Source organism: Acinetobacter sp. NIOH-H-8 (assembly GCF_046635365.1).
In the GTDB taxonomy this organism is placed as follows: domain Bacteria; phylum Pseudomonadota; class Gammaproteobacteria; order Pseudomonadales; family Moraxellaceae; genus Acinetobacter.
Map to the genome: position 1 here is coordinate 206,824 of NZ_JBHDVN010000001.1, position 16,040 is coordinate 222,863.

Annotated in this window: 17 protein-coding genes and 1 tRNA gene; 9 read left to right on the forward strand and 9 right to left on the reverse strand. The window is 41.7% G+C overall.

The window, feature by feature from the left end; genetic code table 11:
* Positions 1-107: 107 nt before the first annotated feature.
* Positions 108-1,709, reverse strand: a complete 1,602-nt coding sequence (locus ACEWB7_RS00950) for an isocitrate lyase (RefSeq protein WP_262738622.1) — start codon at positions 1,707-1,709, stop codon at positions 108-110.
* 680 nt (positions 1,710-2,389) lie between these two features.
* Here ACEWB7_RS00950 and ACEWB7_RS00955 point away from each other — a divergent pair.
* From ACEWB7_RS00955 to ACEWB7_RS00965, 3 genes are all read left to right on the forward strand, one after another.
* A complete protein-coding gene (locus ACEWB7_RS00955; RefSeq protein ID WP_004784775.1) occupies positions 2,390-3,379 on the forward strand; it encodes a LysR family transcriptional regulator in 990 nt (329 codons plus the stop codon).
* A gap of 131 nt (positions 3,380-3,510) precedes the next feature.
* The gene (locus tag ACEWB7_RS00960; protein WP_004784777.1) at positions 3,511-4,833 is read left to right on the forward strand and encodes a hemolysin family protein; all 1,323 of its coding nucleotides are present in this window, start codon (positions 3,511-3,513) and stop codon (positions 4,831-4,833) included.
* 55 nt (positions 4,834-4,888) lie between these two features.
* Positions 4,889-5,167, forward strand: a complete 279-nt coding sequence (locus ACEWB7_RS00965) for a hypothetical protein (RefSeq protein ID WP_004784779.1) — start codon at positions 4,889-4,891, stop codon at positions 5,165-5,167.
* A gap of 38 nt (positions 5,168-5,205) precedes the next feature.
* Here the strand turns inward: ACEWB7_RS00965 and ACEWB7_RS00970 are convergent, their stop codons facing one another.
* Positions 5,206-5,712, reverse strand: coding sequence for a hypothetical protein (locus ACEWB7_RS00970; protein WP_034170184.1), 507 nt, complete (start codon positions 5,710-5,712; stop codon positions 5,206-5,208).
* Between the two features lie 169 nt (positions 5,713-5,881).
* Here ACEWB7_RS00970 and ACEWB7_RS00975 point away from each other — a divergent pair, with 169 nt between their 5' ends.
* From ACEWB7_RS00975 to ACEWB7_RS00985, 3 genes are all read left to right on the forward strand, one after another.
* On the forward strand, positions 5,882-6,610 hold the full coding sequence (locus tag ACEWB7_RS00975; RefSeq protein ID WP_375725667.1) for a hypothetical protein: 729 nt from the start codon (positions 5,882-5,884) through the stop codon (positions 6,608-6,610).
* Between the two features lie 171 nt (positions 6,611-6,781).
* Positions 6,782-6,867, forward strand: a tRNA-Leu gene (locus ACEWB7_RS00980).
* A gap of 93 nt (positions 6,868-6,960) precedes the next feature.
* Complete coding sequence (locus tag ACEWB7_RS00985) at positions 6,961-7,650, forward strand: hypothetical protein (RefSeq protein ID WP_034170182.1); 690 nt, start codon at positions 6,961-6,963, stop codon at positions 7,648-7,650.
* A 28-nt stretch (positions 7,651-7,678) separates the two neighbouring features.
* Here ACEWB7_RS00985 and ACEWB7_RS00990 read toward each other — a convergent pair whose 3' ends face one another.
* From ACEWB7_RS00990 to rlmE, 5 genes are all read right to left on the reverse strand, one after another.
* Entirely contained in the window at positions 7,679-7,993 is a 315-nt protein-coding gene (locus tag ACEWB7_RS00990; RefSeq protein WP_034170181.1) for a DUF5713 family protein, read from the reverse strand.
* Positions 7,994-8,098: 105 nt separating this feature from the next.
* Positions 8,099-8,950, reverse strand: a complete 852-nt coding sequence (gene folP / locus ACEWB7_RS00995) for a dihydropteroate synthase (protein ID WP_034170180.1) — start codon at positions 8,948-8,950, stop codon at positions 8,099-8,101.
* A 78-nt stretch (positions 8,951-9,028) separates the two neighbouring features.
* Positions 9,029-9,643 carry a GNAT family N-acetyltransferase gene (locus ACEWB7_RS01000; RefSeq protein WP_034701369.1) on the reverse strand — a complete coding sequence of 205 codons (615 nt, stop codon included), beginning with the start codon at positions 9,641-9,643 and terminating at the stop codon, positions 9,029-9,031.
* Between the two features lie 106 nt (positions 9,644-9,749).
* Positions 9,750-11,639: an ATP-dependent zinc metalloprotease FtsH gene (gene ftsH / locus ACEWB7_RS01005; RefSeq protein WP_262738623.1), complete on the reverse strand. Its 1,890-nt coding sequence runs from the start codon at positions 11,637-11,639 to the stop codon at positions 9,750-9,752.
* A gap of 133 nt (positions 11,640-11,772) precedes the next feature.
* Complete coding sequence (gene rlmE / locus ACEWB7_RS01010) at positions 11,773-12,423, reverse strand: 23S rRNA (uridine(2552)-2'-O)-methyltransferase RlmE (RefSeq protein ID WP_004784794.1); 651 nt, start codon at positions 12,421-12,423, stop codon at positions 11,773-11,775.
* 196 nt (positions 12,424-12,619) lie between these two features.
* On the opposite strand from rlmE, the gene yhbY reads away from it, so the two are divergent.
* Both yhbY and ACEWB7_RS01020 read left to right on the forward strand, forming a co-directional pair.
* A complete protein-coding gene (gene yhbY, locus ACEWB7_RS01015) occupies positions 12,620-12,943 on the forward strand; it encodes a ribosome assembly RNA-binding protein YhbY (protein ID WP_004784797.1) in 324 nt (107 codons plus the stop codon).
* 11 nt (positions 12,944-12,954) lie between these two features.
* Positions 12,955-13,494 carry a DOMON-like domain-containing protein gene (locus tag ACEWB7_RS01020; RefSeq protein WP_034170177.1) on the forward strand — a complete coding sequence of 180 codons (540 nt, stop codon included), beginning with the start codon at positions 12,955-12,957 and terminating at the stop codon, positions 13,492-13,494.
* A 276-nt stretch (positions 13,495-13,770) separates the two neighbouring features.
* Here ACEWB7_RS01020 and ACEWB7_RS01025 read toward each other — a convergent pair whose 3' ends face one another.
* Together ACEWB7_RS01025 and ACEWB7_RS01030 are read right to left on the reverse strand one after the other, a co-directional pair.
* Positions 13,771-13,995, reverse strand: a complete 225-nt coding sequence (locus ACEWB7_RS01025) for a hypothetical protein (RefSeq protein WP_004784802.1) — start codon at positions 13,993-13,995, stop codon at positions 13,771-13,773.
* Positions 13,996-14,096: 101 nt separating this feature from the next.
* Positions 14,097-14,585 carry a hypothetical protein gene (locus tag ACEWB7_RS01030; protein WP_034170176.1) on the reverse strand — a complete coding sequence of 163 codons (489 nt, stop codon included), beginning with the start codon at positions 14,583-14,585 and terminating at the stop codon, positions 14,097-14,099.
* A 310-nt stretch (positions 14,586-14,895) separates the two neighbouring features.
* On the opposite strand from ACEWB7_RS01030, the gene carA reads away from it, so the two are divergent.
* Entirely contained in the window at positions 14,896-16,035 is a 1,140-nt protein-coding gene (carA, locus tag ACEWB7_RS01035; RefSeq protein ID WP_034170175.1) for a glutamine-hydrolyzing carbamoyl-phosphate synthase small subunit, read from the forward strand.
* Positions 16,036-16,040: the final 5 nt, after the last annotated feature.

The window sequence follows — 16,040 nt, forward strand, 5'->3', positions numbered from 1 at the left end:
TTTGCCTTTCATCTAGCTGTTTCAACAATTTATAGAGTTATTCATTTTATTTTAGGCATAAAAAAACCCTGCTTGCGCAGGGTTTTTTAGAATCTATTCAGAGCTGATTAAGCAGAGAATTGGTTCATTGTGTTTTTCGCATCGTCACCCGCTTTAAGCGCGTTGTCACCAGCGAAGATTTCTTTGTGGTCGTCACCGATGTCAGAACCAGCCATTGCTTGGTGTTTCACACAAGCGATACCACCGCGGATTTCTTTACGTTGTACGCCAGCAACATAAGCCAACATACCTTCAGAACCGAAGTAACCTTGAGCAAGCTCGTGAGTAGAAAGAGCAGCTGTGTGGTAAGTAGGCAGAGTGATCAAGTGGTGGAACACGCCTGCTTCACGAGAAGCGTCTGATTGGAATGTACGTACTTTTTCGTCAGCTTCAGCAGCCAATTCAGAATCGTCGTACTCAGCGCTCATTAATTTAGCGCGGTCGTATGCAGATACGTCTTTACCTTCAGCAACCCAACGGTCGTACGCTTGTTGACGGAAGTTCAGTGTCCAGTTGAATGATGGAGAGTTGTTGTAAACAAGTTTCGCATTTGGCACAACTTCACGTACACGGTTAACCATGTGAGCGATTTCAGCAACGTTTGGAGTCGCAGTTTCGATCCAAAGAAGGTCAGCACCGTTTTGTAAGCTAGTGATACAGTCAAGTACAACGCGGTCGATCTGAGTACCTTCACGGAACTGGTACAAGCCAGAAGCAAGACGTTTAGGACGGTGAAGTTTACCATCACGTTTGATCAGGATTTCATCTTCTTGTGCTTCAGAGATGTCAATTTCTTGAGTGTCTAAGTAGCTGATGTATTGAGAAGCGATGTCGCCTGGCTCTTTAACCACTGGGATTTTTTGAGTCAAGTCAGCGCCTTCAGAGTCAGTACGTGCAACGATGATACCGTCGTCAAGACCCATTTCAAGGAATGCATAGCGAAGAGCGTGGATTTTCGCGATGAAGTCTTCGTGTGGAACTGTAACTTTACCAGCTTGGTGACCACATTGTTTCGCGTCAGAAACCTGGTTTTCGATTTGAAGTGCACAAGCACCCGCTTCGATCATTTTCTTAGCTAGTAAGTAAGTTGCTTCTTCGTTACCGAAACCAGCGTCGATGTCCGCAATGATTGGCACAACGTGAGTTTGGAAGTTGTCGATTTGTGAAGTGATTTCAGCAGCTTTAGCTGTATCACCAGCGTCTTGAGCTTTTTTAAGTGCGCGGAACAGGTCGTTCAGTTCTTTCGCATCAGCTTGACGTAAGAATGTGTAGATTTCTTCGATCAATGCAGGAACAGAAGTTTTTTCGTGCATAGATTGGTCAGGAAGAGGACCGAATTCTGAACGAAGTGCAGCAACCATCCAGCCAGAAAGGTAGATATAGCGACGTTCAGTTGTACCGAAGTATTTTTTGTTCGCAATCATTTTTTGCTGAGCGATGAAACCGTGCCAGCAGCCTAGTGATTGAGTGTATTTGCTAGAGTCGGCATCATAAGCAGCCATATCACGACGCATAATCGCCGCTGTATATTTAGCAATGTCTAAACCAGTTTTGAAACGGTTTTGCATTTGCATACGCGCAGCATCTTCAGGACTGATGTCTGCCCAAGTGTTACCGAATTTCGCTTTTAATTCGCGGATTGCATCAATCGCTGTTTGGTATGTAGTCATGATATATTCCTGTATTAATATTAGGATTTTTCTGCAACGAACCGCTCAAATCACACCCTCAATGACTTGTTCAGATTTTCGACGATCCGTTGGGATAGCTAAAGATTAGTGGGCTTCGAAAAATTAATCCAATATTCTGCAAGAATTATCATTATTTATTTAAAAAATATGTAGATGAAAGTCTAATTATATATTGATCAGCTCCTTATAAGTTATTGTATTTAATATTTTATTTTTGAATTTTTAAAATTAGATTTTGTTTAAAACATCAGCAATATGGGTAAAAAATATTCATTAGACTTAAGTCTTGCGGGACTTTAGCAGCGCTTAATTTCAGCAATTTTTGTCTATTTTCTAAGCCTTAAAACTTGGAACACTTATTTCGAAGGAATTATTTTTCATTTATTTGTGGAAATATTTTTAGTCAAATCTGGCACATTATTTGCTAATTCCCTCTGTTTTTCAGAAATACATTCTTTCGTTTTTGGATGCAGCCAGATTTGCTTTCTGCTCTTAAAAATAGAAAAGGGTTCAGGCTGGCAAAATCTGCGGTGAAAGAGGTTTTAAAAAGGCATTTCAGTACAATCAGCTGGGCTTTTTTTCATTAAGTGCGTACACAAGCTATAGTAGTTATGGCATAATCCATATAATTTCATAATTTTATTTTCGGTATTTTTTTTATGAATCTGGAGCGGGTCGATCTTAATCTCCTCATTTATCTTGACGTACTTCTACGTGAAAAAAATGTCACGCGTGCTGCAGAACAACTTGGGGTAACCCAGCCTGCGATGAGTAACATTTTACGTCGCTTACGAAATTTATTTAATGATCCCCTCTTAATTCGCTCTTCTGAAGGTATGACTCCAACAGAACGTGCACTAGAACTCCAACCTCGTATCCGCGACGCCTTAGCGGATCTTTCCATGATTCTGGAACCGCGTACCGAGTTCCGTCCTTATACCTCAAATCGTGTCTTCCGTATCATGACTTCAGATTATGCTGAAGCCACACTGGTACCACGCTTGGTGAAAGCATTACGTTCAGAAGCACCAAATGTGGTTCTCGACTTCTTAACGCCAAGTGATGTGTCCTATCGTGACATGGAACAAGGTAAAGTTGATCTGGCAATTAACCGTTTTAATGAAATTCCACAAAGCTTCCACCAGGTACTGGTTTGGCGTGACAGCTTTTCTTGCCTGTTAAATAACAAGCATCCGGCTGCGGGCAACCTGAATCTGAAAAGTTATCTGGATGCACAGCATATCTGGGTATCAAAAACTGGTATGGGCGTTGGCTTTGGGGTAAACCCTGAGAAACAGGCAGGTCTCGGCTGGATTGACCAGGCTCTTGAACGTATTGGCCAAAAACGTAAGATTTCGGTATTTACCCGTCACTATCAAATGCCCGGTCTTTTGGCGGCCAATGTAGATCTTGTAGCAACATTACCGACCCGTATTGCACGTCTGCAAGCCAAAAACCAGAACTTACTCATTAAAGACCCACCATTTTATATTCCTGAGTTTGAATTGAAGATGGCGTGGTGTCCTTTATTGCATCATCATCCCGCCCATCGCTGGTTACGGCAGCTGATTCTATATGTAGCGCGTCAGATGATCGAAGAAGAAAATCGTGAATTTTTAATGAATAATTCGCAATTTTCGCATTATTAAATTGAATATTAGCTAAATTGCTCATTTTTAAGCTTATACTCTAGAGACTTGAGTTGCTTTATTTGTACCTCAAGTCTTTTTTTGTGTTAAAAATATTTTTAGCTAGATCATATTAATCCACAGGTGGATTCGTGAGCCTCTTTCAAAACATCGTGATTATCTTATTACTCATCGCGGGGGCCGGTTTTTTATCATTAACAGAAATCGCGCTTGCAGGTGCTCGTAAGGTCAAATTAAAAATTTTGGCTGAATCGGGAGATATTCGCGCTCAAAAAGTTTTAGATTTACAAGAAAACTCTGCTGACTTTTTTGCAGCTTCCCAAATCGGCTTAAACGCCGTTGCCATTTTAGGCGGTATTTTAGGTGAAGGCGCCTTCCGCCCTTATATCATCAATTTACTTTCCAGATTTTATCAAGGTCCTTGGACTGAAACGATTGCGTTCAGCTTGTCCTTCACTGCAGTTACTTCATTATTTATTCTGTTTGCGGACTTGATGCCAAAACGTCTGGCCATGATCGCTCCAGAAAAAATTTCTGTCTCGGTGATTAATCCGATTCAGGTATTTATCAAAATCTGTAAACCATTGGCCTGGTTCATCAATGCCATTGCGAACCTGTTATTCCGTTTATTTAAAGTGAATACCATTCGAGATGACAATATTACCTTTGCTGATATTTCTGCGGTAATGGATGCGGGTGCTCAGGCAGGGGTGTTACAGAAACAGGAACATCACTTTATTGAGAACGTGTTTGAGCTTGAAGAACGTAATGTTCCTTCCAGTATGACGACTCGTGAAAATGTGGTGTTCTTTACCTTGAAAGAATCTGAAGCCAGTATTCGCCAGAAATTGGCTGAATTTCCTTACTCCAAGTTCCTGGTCTGTAATGAAAATATCGATGATGTGATTGGATATGTCGACTCCAAAGATATTCTGGTTCGTATTCTGAATAATCAGTCTTTACTTCAGTTGAATGAAAATACCATCCGTACGGTTCTGACCATTCCAGATACACTGACTCTATCTGAATTACTGGATCGCTTCCGTTCAACCAAGGAAAAGTTTGCAGTCGTTATTAATGAATATGCCTTGGTCGTAGGTGTCATTACCCTTTCCGACATCATGATTACCGTGATGGGCGACTGGGTTACTCCCTTGGAAGAAGACCAGCAGATCATTAAGCGTGACAGCAATTCATGGCTGATTGATGGCAGTACGCCTATTGAAGACATCAAACATGCGCTGGAAATTGATGAAATGCCGGATGAAGAGAATTATGAAACTCTGGCTGGTTTTATGATGTTCAAGCTGCGTAAAATTCCACGTCCAGCAGATATTGTGCTACATGCGGGTTATAAGTTTGAAGTTGTCGATGTTGATCATTTCAAGATTGACCAGTTACTGGTTACACGTATGCTAGAAGTGAAAAAGCCACCGACAGAAGAATCAGAATAATCTGGTTCTTCTTCAATTTTTTTAAAATTCCAAAAACAATAATAATGAGACTTTTATGAATATTGCTGCGCTACTCGCCTGTCTGAGTTTTTATTCGGCCTTATATTTAATCTATTTTTTCTTTATGCAAGATCAACAGCCTATATTTCTGATCCTAGCAATTGTACTCATTTTACTTTCAATCTGGCTGACTCCCTATCCTTATGAGCGGCATCGGCAAGGATTTGATTCGACTTTAAGAATAGGTGAATATTTTTATTATCCACTCATCACCTGGTGGCGGCTGTTTATCCTTCCTGTACGCTGGCTGCTTTCCCTATTTTATTCTCATTAAAAAAGCACCCGAAGGTGCTTTTTTACATTCAATTCAATTTAGATTTTTGATAAAAGTGCTTTAAGGACTGCCTGATAATGGATCTGGATATCTTCCTGCAAGATTTTGTAGGCATTATCAAATTGCACCATTGGCCAGCCTTCTTTCCAGAATGGGAAAATATTATGCAGGTCATGAGTGACGACTGCATCTTCACGCAGAATGGCCTGCGCAATCTGCGCCAGTACAAAGGCAGTTTCCGCGCCATCAATCGCCAGGTAATCAATACCACGGGCTTTTAAAATACGGATACGGTCTTTCTTATAACGGATTTTTTTGATTTGCGCTTCATTCAGATTCAGGGCCAGAGAAACTGCTTCAACAAATTTTTCTTCAAATGACTGATTCAATACAACCAGCGCCTGTTTATGCGCTTCCTGACGACCCGCTTTACCACCCTGACGAATGACTTCTTTTGCTTCCGTATCTAGCTCATCATTCTTCATGGTTTGAAGGATGTCTAAAATTTCGATGTCGCTTAGCGTCGCAGGAGATTGATCAGTCATAAACTGTCCCTAAAAAATAAATATGCAATGGACTATTTTCGCATAAATCCTTACTAAAAAATTAAAATCTTTAGCTTCAACTCTAATAATTGCAAAATCCGGATCATCTCTATCATTCTGGCGTAAATTGGCTATAGTAGGCGGCAAGTTTCTGATTTACTTCTTTATTATGCAAACCAAACAGATTGATCTTTTATTGCAGCAACTTAAACTGCTTTATCCGGCTGCCTTTAAAAGAAATTATCTGTTTTATGGTCAGATCAAAACTAAAGGTATTTTAAGTGATCTCAAGGAACTGATTCCCTGGGTGCTGGCTGCCATGATCTTTGTACCGATTAGCCTGGCTCTCAAAGATGTTTATTCCTCTAAGCTGTCAACTGCCCAAAACTTTCAGGCGCAAAGTTATGCGATTCTGACTATTCTGTTATTTCTGATGCTGGTGGTTCCACTGGTGATCAAGCAGATCCGGCACTCTTCCCATTCCCTCTATCAGTTTTTAAGACATACACCGATTAAACTCACTGTAGTCATTGTACTGGAAGCGCTGAATCTGGTTTTTCTACAAAGCAGTACGGTCATGTGGATTCTATTCTTTTTCGGGATCAGTTTTGGTTTTGTACGGTTCTATAAAGAAAATATGTTCCGCCCTACTACCAATACAACTGAACAATATCAACTGCAGCAGTTACGCTGCATCTGTTTCTGGGCTTATCAACAAACCTGGAAACTGCGTCTGAAATTATTTTTTCATTCCAAGCCGACCTCCCCAAATGAAGAATTGAAAAATCAGCTTCAGCACTATGCGGATTTGCATACCCGTTTGTTTAAACTGGAACATGAGCAGTGCAAGAAGATTAAATACATCGATATCGATACTTATCTGGATGAGCACCTGTGAAAAGTTTTTTTAAACACGTCCTGAAATAGAAAATTACATGACTTCTCACGCTTATTATCCAGCACTATGGAATTAATTTTTAAATTTAAGCTACTGAATTGCTTTAAAATAAAGCAAACGTATTGAAATTTACTTGCCAAGCTTTATTTCGTCCTCTATTATTGCGCACATGCCCGAGTGGTGAAATCGGTAGACACAGGGGATTTAAAATCCCCCGCCCACAAAGCGTGCCAGTTCGAGTCTGGCCTCGGGCACCATTTTAATTCTGATTAGAATGGTGCAATGAAAAATCTCCAGCATTCAGCTGGTTTTTTTATGCGTGATTATCACCAATAGAATGTGCCCTCCCCATGTCTGCATCCCGTTCTTTTGATCTAGCCAGATTGCAATTACGCCATCCTGATGCATTCTTTTGTAGCCTCAGCTATGGCCGTTATAAATATTTGAACCAGACCACTGATCTATATCTGTATTTACGTATCGGTATTCTGATCATGATCACAGGTTTTTGCTGCCTGTGCTTTTCGCTGCCGTTTTATCCTGACTTTGTCACTTCAAAATATCAGGCGCTCAGTGCAGGTACCATTGTCATGATTGGCATGCTTTATCCTTATATCTGGCGTGCCCAGTTTCAGGCGAAATACAGTTCTGCCCGCTATGCCAAGCGTTTGCAACTCTGCCTGTATATGCAAACCCTGATTGCGATTCTGTCATTTATAAATTATCAGTATTTTCACTCAGCATTTGTTACCTTGCCTTGCTTGGCCCTGCTTGCTTTCAGTAGCCTTGTACCAGTTTTAGTCGAGCCTTGTTTTAGAGTTTCGACTCGCAGCACCCTTCTGGTACGTTTGCAGAAAATCCGTCAACTGGCTTACTGGTCTTATCAGCAGTCGCAAAGCAAAGAGCCGGAACCAGTGCCTTATCACAAAGATTTAAAACAGTATTATCTGGATTTACATCATAGCTGCATGCTGGAAGAACAGAAACTATTAGATGAAATTCATTATAAAAATTTAAAAGACGTATTTTCAGATCATTAAAAAAAAGCCCTGTTTAACAGGGCTTTTTTTACCATTCGCGGTTAACGACCAGTTCTTCCATTTCAATATCAAACAGACCCTGTTCTTGCACGACCATCATCATGGCCTCGGCAATATAGTCTGCGGCAGTATTATCCAGAGAAGAGTCCAGATCTTCAAACTGCGGCTTCATGGCATTGATGTCTGCCACAGTCTCATGCGCTAGCTGGTACACGTCCTGATCTGATAAACTGGATTTAGATACTTTAGAAGCAAAGCGTTCGATGTGTTGCTTGATTTCTGCAACCAGAATATCGGGATAATATTCATCATCGAACATGGGGAGAAGTAAATCTGCAAACATTACAGGCACTCTAAAAGATGACAATCTAACTTAAGCGTGCCTGTATAGCACATTGCTGTTTAAAAGCCAAACAGCTTGTGCCCTTAGATGTCTTTCAGCCCAGATTTAGGCATTTTGCATAGCTTTCCAGATTTTTATGGCGTCTGCTGTTGCCTTGACATCATGTGCACGAACCATACAGGCACCTTGCTGAATGCTCAGCAAATGCGCCGCAGCCGAACCTACTGCACGTGCTTGAGGTTCTGCACCATCTAGTGCAGCACCAATAAAACGTTTGCGGGATAAGGCAGAAAGAACTGGATAGCCCATTTCAGTCAGTTTATAAAATTCCTGAAGCAATTTAAGATTTTGCTGGGCATTTTTGGCAAAACCAAAACCAGGATCAATCATGATATTTTCAGCTTTAACGCCGATATCTAAAGCATCTTGAACCCGTTGTGTCAGTTCCCGAATCACATCCTGAGTCACATCATCATACTGATCCAGATTATTCATCGTAGTCGGCTCACCACGCATATGCATGATGATCACCGGAATATTCAGTTCTGCTGCCGTTTCTAACGCTTGTGGACGAGTGAGCGCGCGTACATCATTCCAGATATGTGCACCAGCCTTGACGGCTGCTTTGATGACTTCCGGCTGTGAGGTATCAATCGAGATGATCACATCATGTTTAGATAGTTCTTCTACAACTGGAACCACACGACGAAGTTCTTCTTCAACGTCCACGACTGATGCACCCGGACGTGTAGATTCCCCCCCGATATCAATCACAGTGGCACCATCAGCGATCATTTCCAAGGCTTTTACTACTGCCTGATCTTTCTGATTATGTAGCCCTCCATCGCTAAAGGAATCCGGAGTCACATTTAAAATTCCCATCACATGCGGCTGAGACAAATCCAGTTTCAAATGACCGAAAGTCCAGATCTGTGGTAGTAATGGCTTCAGCTGCATGGTTCACTCCTAGTTCACAATAACCCCGGTATTGTCTTATGGAAAGGTCAATAAAGCAAAGCTCAATCTAATCAAGGCTTAGATTTCAAAGTGGTTCTTATTGGAATATTGCATCAGCTTGGCTTGCAGTAACGCTTTTACATCAACCCATTCGCTTTTTAAAATACTATAGATATAACTATCTCTGAGTGTCACGCCATCTTTACGCAGCATATGACATCTAATGCTGCCATCCTGTTTGGCACCCAGAGCTTCAATAGCTTTTTGACTTTTGAGATTCAGATGATCAGTCCGAAAGCCTACCACTTGAGCATTCAGCTCTTCAAATGCATGCTGCAACAAAAGATATTTACAGACCCGGTTTACATAGGTTCGTTGATAAGGTTTGGCATACCAGGTAAAGCCAATTTCAACGCGTGGAATTTCTGGCTTGATATCATGATAACTGGTGGTGCCAATGGCGCGGCCCGAATTCAAATCAATCACGGCAAAAGCCATTCTTTCACCTTTGGACTGCTGTTCAAAAGCTTGGATAAAGTAGTGTTTAAGTTTATGTAGGTAAGGCACCGAGTTATATAACACTTCCCCTAAGTCCCCTTCGGCACATGCAGTTTCTAAGTCTGCAAAATGTTCCCAGCTCAGTGGCTCCAAACGTAGCTGATAAATATCGGATTCCAGAACAGGTAAATTCATTCTTATTTTTACTCATTGATTTTTATGAGTTGACTATAGCATTCAACTAGATATGACAAAATAATAGCCATAAAAAAACCACCCGAAGGTGGTTTTAATTGTTAACTTAGTTCGCTGGTAATGGCGGAGGAGTCATTGGACCATCAGTCGGTGTTACATCAATCACTGGATTGTCTGAAACATAAACTTTAGGTGGTTTTGGCTCACGACCTTCCATAATGTCACGAATCTGTTCACGATCAATTGTTTCCCACTCAAGTAGCGCTTTCACCATGGCATGGGCAATATCTTTGTTATTTTCAAGGATATCGCGTGCAACCTTGTATTGCTCATCGATGATGCGACGAACTTCCGTATCTACCTGTTGTTGGGTGGCCTCAGAAATCGTACGGGTACCAATGCTACCCATAAATGACTGTTGAGAGTCATCTTCATAGACCATGACGCCTAACTTGTCCGACATACCATATTTGGTCACCATTGCACGTGCCATTTTAGTTGCACGTTCAAAGTCATTCGAAGCACCAGTCGACATCTGGTTAATAAATACTTCTTCTGCGATACGACCACCAAACAGGATTGAAAGTTCATTCAACATCTTGTCTTTATAATGGCTAGTCTGGTCAAACTCAGGCAACTGCCAGGTGACACCCAATGCCCAGCCACGCGGCATGATGGTGACTTTATGCACAGGATCTGTACCTGGAAGCATTTCTGCCACAATCGCATGACCTGCTTCATGGTAAGCCGTAGCACGACGCTCTTCTTCACGAAGTACCATCGATTTACGTTCAGGGCCCATGTACAGTTTGTCTTTCGCATCTTCAAAGTCATGCATATCGACGGTGTTCTTGTTACGACGTGCAGCAAATAATGCCGCTTCGTTTACAAGGTTGGCCAACTGGGCACCTGAGAAGCCTGGTGTACCACGAGCAAGCACTTTGACATCTACACCCGTAGTAGAAGGCAATTTCTTCAAATGTACATTCAGGATTTGCTCACGACCTTTAATATCTGGCAGACCTACCATGACTTGACGGTCGAAACGGCCTGGACGAAGTAAAGCTTTATCCAGTACATCAGCACGGTTAGTTGCAGCGATCACGATAATGCCTTCATTGCCTTCAAAACCGTCCATCTCTACCAGCATCTGGTTCAGAGTCTGTTCACGTTCATCATGACCACCACCTGTACCTGAACCACGATGACGACCGACTGCATCAATCTCATCAATGAAGATGATACATGGTGCATGGCGTTTTGCCTGTTCGAACATGTCACGTACACGAGATGCACCGACACCGACAAACATTTCAACGAAGTCAGAACCTGAGATACTAAAGAATGGAACTTTTGCTTCACCTGCAATGGCTTTAGCCAGCAGGGTTTTACCTGTACCTGGAGGACCCACCATCAGGACGCCTTTAGGAATAGTCGCACCCAGACGTTTGAATTTTGCAGGATCTTTCAGGAAGTCAACGATTTCGACCACTTCCTGTTTTGCTTCATCACAACCCGCCACATCAGTAAATGTTACTTTGATCTGGTCTTCAGATAGCATTTTCGCTTTAGATTTACCAAAGCTCATTGGGCCATTCTTGCCGCCTGCACCGCCACCCATGTTGCGCATAAAGAACATGAATAACAAAATGATTAGAAGCACAGGGAAACTTGCAATCAGCAATTGCATGAGCAAGCCTTGACGTTGAGGCGCTTCACCTTCAACGACTACATTATTTTTAATCAGGCTTGGCATCAGTTCTGGGTCTTGAACTGCCGGGCGAATGCTTTCAAACTCTGAACCGTTTGATTTTTCACCGCGAATTCTTTCGCCATCAATTGTAACTTGTTTAATTTGGCCAGCATTGACCGCGGCAACAAACTCCGAATAGTTCATTGTAGTCGGTTGATTGCGGTCACTGACGTTGCTGAAGATTAACACCAGCACACCCAGTATCACGAGCCACAATACGGCATTCTTAAAAAGATCGCTCAAAGCTTTATTTCCCATTCCAATCTAATTTGATCATGCCCTCGAAGGGTGACCTTAATCAATAAGCTGCAAATCAATTTGCAATAATGTAAAAACCTACAAAATGCACAATTTTTAACGTGTTGGCAAGTAAACTTTATTTCAAAGCCTTCTTGCGTCCCTGTCCGACCAAAAACACTTCTTTCGAACGGGCACGTGATGCAGCAGGTTTAATCGTCTTCAATACATCAAAACTGTTAACGACTTCTTTACGAAATTCATCAAAACCTGAACCCTGGAATACTTTCACTACAAACTGTCCTTTCGGACCGAGTACCTTGTTGGCAAAATCCAGAGCAAGTTCACATAAATAAATCTGACGTGGTTGATCTACAGCTCTATTACCTGATGTATTGGGGGCCATATCTGAAATTACAACGTCTACTGTGCGTCCGTTTAAAATATTTAACAATTTATCGAATACTTCTTGTTCACGGAAATCGCCCTGCAAGAAAGTCACATCAGGTAGCGCATCCATTTCTAAGATGTCTGATGCAATCACCAGACCTTTATCACCGACCAGTTTTCCGGCAATCTGGGACCAGCTTCCTGGGGCAGCACCTAAGTCCACTACAGTCATGCCGGGTTTGATAATGCCGTATTTTTCCTGAATTTCTAGCAACTTGTACGCAGCACGGGCACGATAACCTTCTTTTTGTGCTTTTTTCACATAAAAGTCATCAAGATGCTCTCTCATCCACGCACGACTACTTTTAGATAACTTTTGGTTGGTAATGCGTGTTGCCATAACTCTCTAAATAAAAAAAACTTCTAATGATTCATTGTACGTGAAAAACACATTTTTTGCAGTATACATGTGTATCTAAATCTGAGTATTCCGGTGTGATTTGCGATTATTTACAAGTGATTATTTCCTGAGAATTTACAGCGTTTGTTTTTCGCTTTTGCTATACTAAGCCGTTTTAAAAATTAGGTTATCTCTCATGGCGTCTTTATCTATTCAGGAACGTAAGCGTTTACGTCAAATTGGACATGCATTAAACCCGGTTGTAATGCTTGGTGACAAAGGCTTAACTGAATCTGTAGTTGAAGAGCTAAATCGTGCCCTTAATGATCACGAACTCATTAAAGTAAAAGTGGTGGCTGAAGACCGTGAAGCACGTGCAGCACTCATTGCTGAACTTTCAGAAACTACAGGTGCTGAAGTGGTACAAACTATTGGTAAAATTGCGCTGCTTTACAAGAAAGCTCCAAAGCAAAACCAGAAGTTATCCAATCTTGTCCGTTTTGCCCATCTTTCTAACTAAGTACAGGATTTATGGCCAGTTACGAACTCAGCGCATTTGATCGCCGTTTTCAGGCAATCTCATTGGTCGGTGCCATCGAACAGCAAAATCCATGCAGCTTGAATGTCGGATTTTGGTTGCGCGATCCCAACCAGTACGTGCTGTGGCCAGAAATGGTTACTGCACATCCCCGTCGTGATTTTTTGTGGGAACAGACCTGCTTTGAAATCTTTATCGGGGTTCAGGGTGAAGATTATTATCGCGAAATCAATCTCTCCCCTTCTCAGGCCTGGCAAGCCTATCAGTTTGAGGAATATCGCTATCCGGAAGATATGCCGCCACCTGCTGCATACGATATCGAACTGAATCAGCTTAAACGCACCCATTATGGCCTTAATGTCAGTCTGGATCTGACCGAGTTTATGGTTGAGCACAAACTTAAATGGGCAGACCTGTTTATTGGTCTGACAGCAGTATTAAAAACCTCACAAGGTGATCAATACTTTGCAATGCAGCACAGCAGTCCAGAAGCAGACTTCCACAATAAACGGGATTGGCTGCATGTCTTTTAATGCAGATTAAAAGCATTTACTGGATAAAAAAGATATTAAAAAACGTGAGCATTAAAGTCTCACGTTTTTTTATGGGCTTTTCCGGCTCATCCGTTCAAAGCTCGCTGTTATAGCTTGAGGAAAATATTTACCTGTATTTTCATTACATGGATTCAGGTCAAAATTAAATTGATACAACTAGCCTGCTCTCTATACTTAGGGTTGGCTACTTTAATAATAATTTAAACGATATTTAAGCTGATAGACTAAGAGTTCGTTTTAATTGTTTTCGACATTTTAGTGATGTAAGCGGTAATTGTCCTGCACTGATTTTACCGCGGCATAAAAAATTATAGTTAACGTGAAGATGATCAGGATAATCGTTCCAAAAGTTAGTCCAAAGAATCCCAAGCATAACATCATCACACCCAGATAAAGTGCACGCATCAACCAACTTTCCAGATTAAGCATCATAATCAGCGTCAGTAAACCAAGTACACCTGCAAAATAATGCTGCTGCATCGTGACCCCCTTTCATTATTATTGTGAGTCCGTTTGCCTCAAAAAGACAAAGGAGAACATATCTAGTTCTCCTTTCATGCAATTTTAGTCAGCGTATTCCCTTAACTCTTCAGCTCAAGGCTTTTTTCTGAACTTTCAGCTTTTACCATGGGTTTGACCTTTTTCAGGACTTCAATGGTGCTGTCTTTTGAGCGCTTGAATGTACCAGTCAGATGCTCTTTATGTTTGGTCGAGATCTGGCTGACATCTTCTTTCAGTTCTTTACCCATATTGGATAAGTCTTCAATCACTGCGGTAAATTCGGTTTTGATAAAACTGGTTAATTCAGTCAGTTCTTTTTGCGAACCAAAAAACTGCTCTTTCAGAGTATCGATCCGTTGTAACAGATCCTGTTTTAACTGGCGTAACTGTTCCTGCACAGTATCACCCAGCTGTTTCGCTTCGACTTCAAGTTTCTCTTTGCTTTCTTCGATAGTTTCTACCACCTGTTCTTTGGCCTCAGCTGCTACTTTTTCAAGCTGTTCAGTCGTTTCTGAAACCACGGTATTGATCTTTTTCTTGGATTGGGAAGATTTCGCTGCTGTAGTCATGTGTCTTATTCCTATAATTATATTACGACTCATCCATATTAGTAGTTTTGATAAAAATTAAGATTTGATTTGTTAGACAATTCTTAATTGCTTACATTTTTTTACGTTGTTCGTAAAACAGACTTTCAAGCAAAAAGCAAGCCATTTATCTCATACTTTTGCTGCAAAGCTATTGGACTTGGGGGGTGGTTCTGCGTATAATGCCGTGTTAAGTTCAAGCGAGCAGACATAGGAGGGTAGGTTTAAAAATTAACCTTCCTTTTTTTTCGTCTACTCGCTTTTTTACAGCCTAAATTTCAGGAGCTTTGGTTTGAGCACCCCAGCAATTTTAGCCCTTGCCGACGGAACTATCTTTAAAGGTACTTCAATTGGCGCATCGGGTTGTACGACTGGTGAAGTCGTTTTCAACACTGCCATGACTGGCTATCAAGAAATTTTGACTGATCCTAGTTATGCACAGCAGCTTGTAACGCTGACTTACCCACATATCGGTAACACAGGTTGCAACGAAGAAGACGCTGAATCAGGTCGTATTCATAAAGTATGGGCAAACGGTTTAATTATCCGCGACCTTCCTTTACTACATAGTAACTTCCGTGCGAATCAATCACTTGGTGATTATTTAAAACAGCACAATGTAGTTGCCATTGCTGACATCGACACGCGACGATTAACTCGAATTTTGCGTGATAAAGGTGCACAAAACGGTTGTATCCTTGCGGGTGAAAACATCACTGAAGAAGAAGCAGTCGAAAAAGCACGTGCATTCGGTGGTTTAAGTGGTTTAGACCTTGCGAAAGAATGCTGTGATCCGAGCGGTTTCGAATGGACTGAAGGCTCATGGGCACTTGGCAAAGGCTTTACTCAACCTGAACTTAAATTCCATGTGGTTGCATACGACTACGGTGTCAAAACCAACATCTTGCGTATGCTCGCAGACCGCGGCTGTAAATTGACTGTGGTGCCTGCACAAACTCCTGCTGAAAAAGTACTTGCGTTAAATCCAGATGGCGTATTCCTGTCAAATGGTCCTGGCGATCCAGCTGCATGTGACTACGCAATTGAAGCTGTAAAAACAATTGTTGAAACAACTGAAATTCCAGTATTTGGTATCTGCTTGGGTCACCAGATTCTTGCTCTTGCATCGGGTGCTAAAACGGTAAAAATGCCGCACGGTCACCATGGCGCTAACCATCCTGTACAGAACATCGAAACTGGTACAGTGATGATTACTTCTCAAAACCACGGCTTCGCAGTGGATGAAAGCACCTTGCCTGCGGTATTGCGTGTGACTCATCGCTCACTGTTTGATGGTACAAACCAAGGTATCCATCGTACAGACAAACCTGCGTTCAGCTTCCAGGGTCACCCTGAAGCAAGCCCTGGTCCACATGACTGCGCACCATTGTTCGATCATTTCATCGAACTTATCGAAGCATCTAAGAAGTAACTAAG

What these genes read in the sequence shown, in the direction of transcription:
- ACEWB7_RS00950 (WP_262738622.1), bottom strand. Translation starts at nt 1,709, where the DNA reads ATGACTACATACCAAACAGCGATTGATGCAATCCGCGAATTAAAAGCG.
- ACEWB7_RS00955 (WP_004784775.1), top strand. Translation starts at nt 2,390, where the DNA reads ATGAATCTGGAGCGGGTCGATCTTAATCTCCTCATTTATCTTGACGTA.
- ACEWB7_RS00965 (WP_004784779.1), top strand. Translation starts at nt 4,889, where the DNA reads ATGAATATTGCTGCGCTACTCGCCTGTCTGAGTTTTTATTCGGCCTTA.
- ACEWB7_RS00970 (WP_034170184.1), bottom strand. Translation starts at nt 5,712, where the DNA reads ATGACTGATCAATCTCCTGCGACGCTAAGCGACATCGAAATTTTAGAC.
- ACEWB7_RS00975 (WP_375725667.1), top strand. Translation starts at nt 5,882, where the DNA reads ATGCAAACCAAACAGATTGATCTTTTATTGCAGCAACTTAAACTGCTT.
- ACEWB7_RS00985 (WP_034170182.1), top strand. Translation starts at nt 6,961, where the DNA reads ATGTCTGCATCCCGTTCTTTTGATCTAGCCAGATTGCAATTACGCCAT.
- ACEWB7_RS00990 (WP_034170181.1), bottom strand. Translation starts at nt 7,993, where the DNA reads ATGTTTGCAGATTTACTTCTCCCCATGTTCGATGATGAATATTATCCC.
- folP (WP_034170180.1), bottom strand. Translation starts at nt 8,950, where the DNA reads ATGCAGCTGAAGCCATTACTACCACAGATCTGGACTTTCGGTCATTTG.
- ACEWB7_RS01000 (WP_034701369.1), bottom strand. Translation starts at nt 9,643, where the DNA reads ATGAATTTACCTGTTCTGGAATCCGATATTTATCAGCTACGTTTGGAG.
- rlmE (WP_004784794.1), bottom strand. Translation starts at nt 12,423, where the DNA reads ATGGCAACACGCATTACCAACCAAAAGTTATCTAAAAGTAGTCGTGCG.
- yhbY (WP_004784797.1), top strand. Translation starts at nt 12,620, where the DNA reads ATGGCGTCTTTATCTATTCAGGAACGTAAGCGTTTACGTCAAATTGGA.
- ACEWB7_RS01020 (WP_034170177.1), top strand. Translation starts at nt 12,955, where the DNA reads ATGGCCAGTTACGAACTCAGCGCATTTGATCGCCGTTTTCAGGCAATC.
- ACEWB7_RS01025 (WP_004784802.1), bottom strand. Translation starts at nt 13,995, where the DNA reads ATGCAGCAGCATTATTTTGCAGGTGTACTTGGTTTACTGACGCTGATT.
- ACEWB7_RS01030 (WP_034170176.1), bottom strand. Translation starts at nt 14,585, where the DNA reads ATGACTACAGCAGCGAAATCTTCCCAATCCAAGAAAAAGATCAATACC.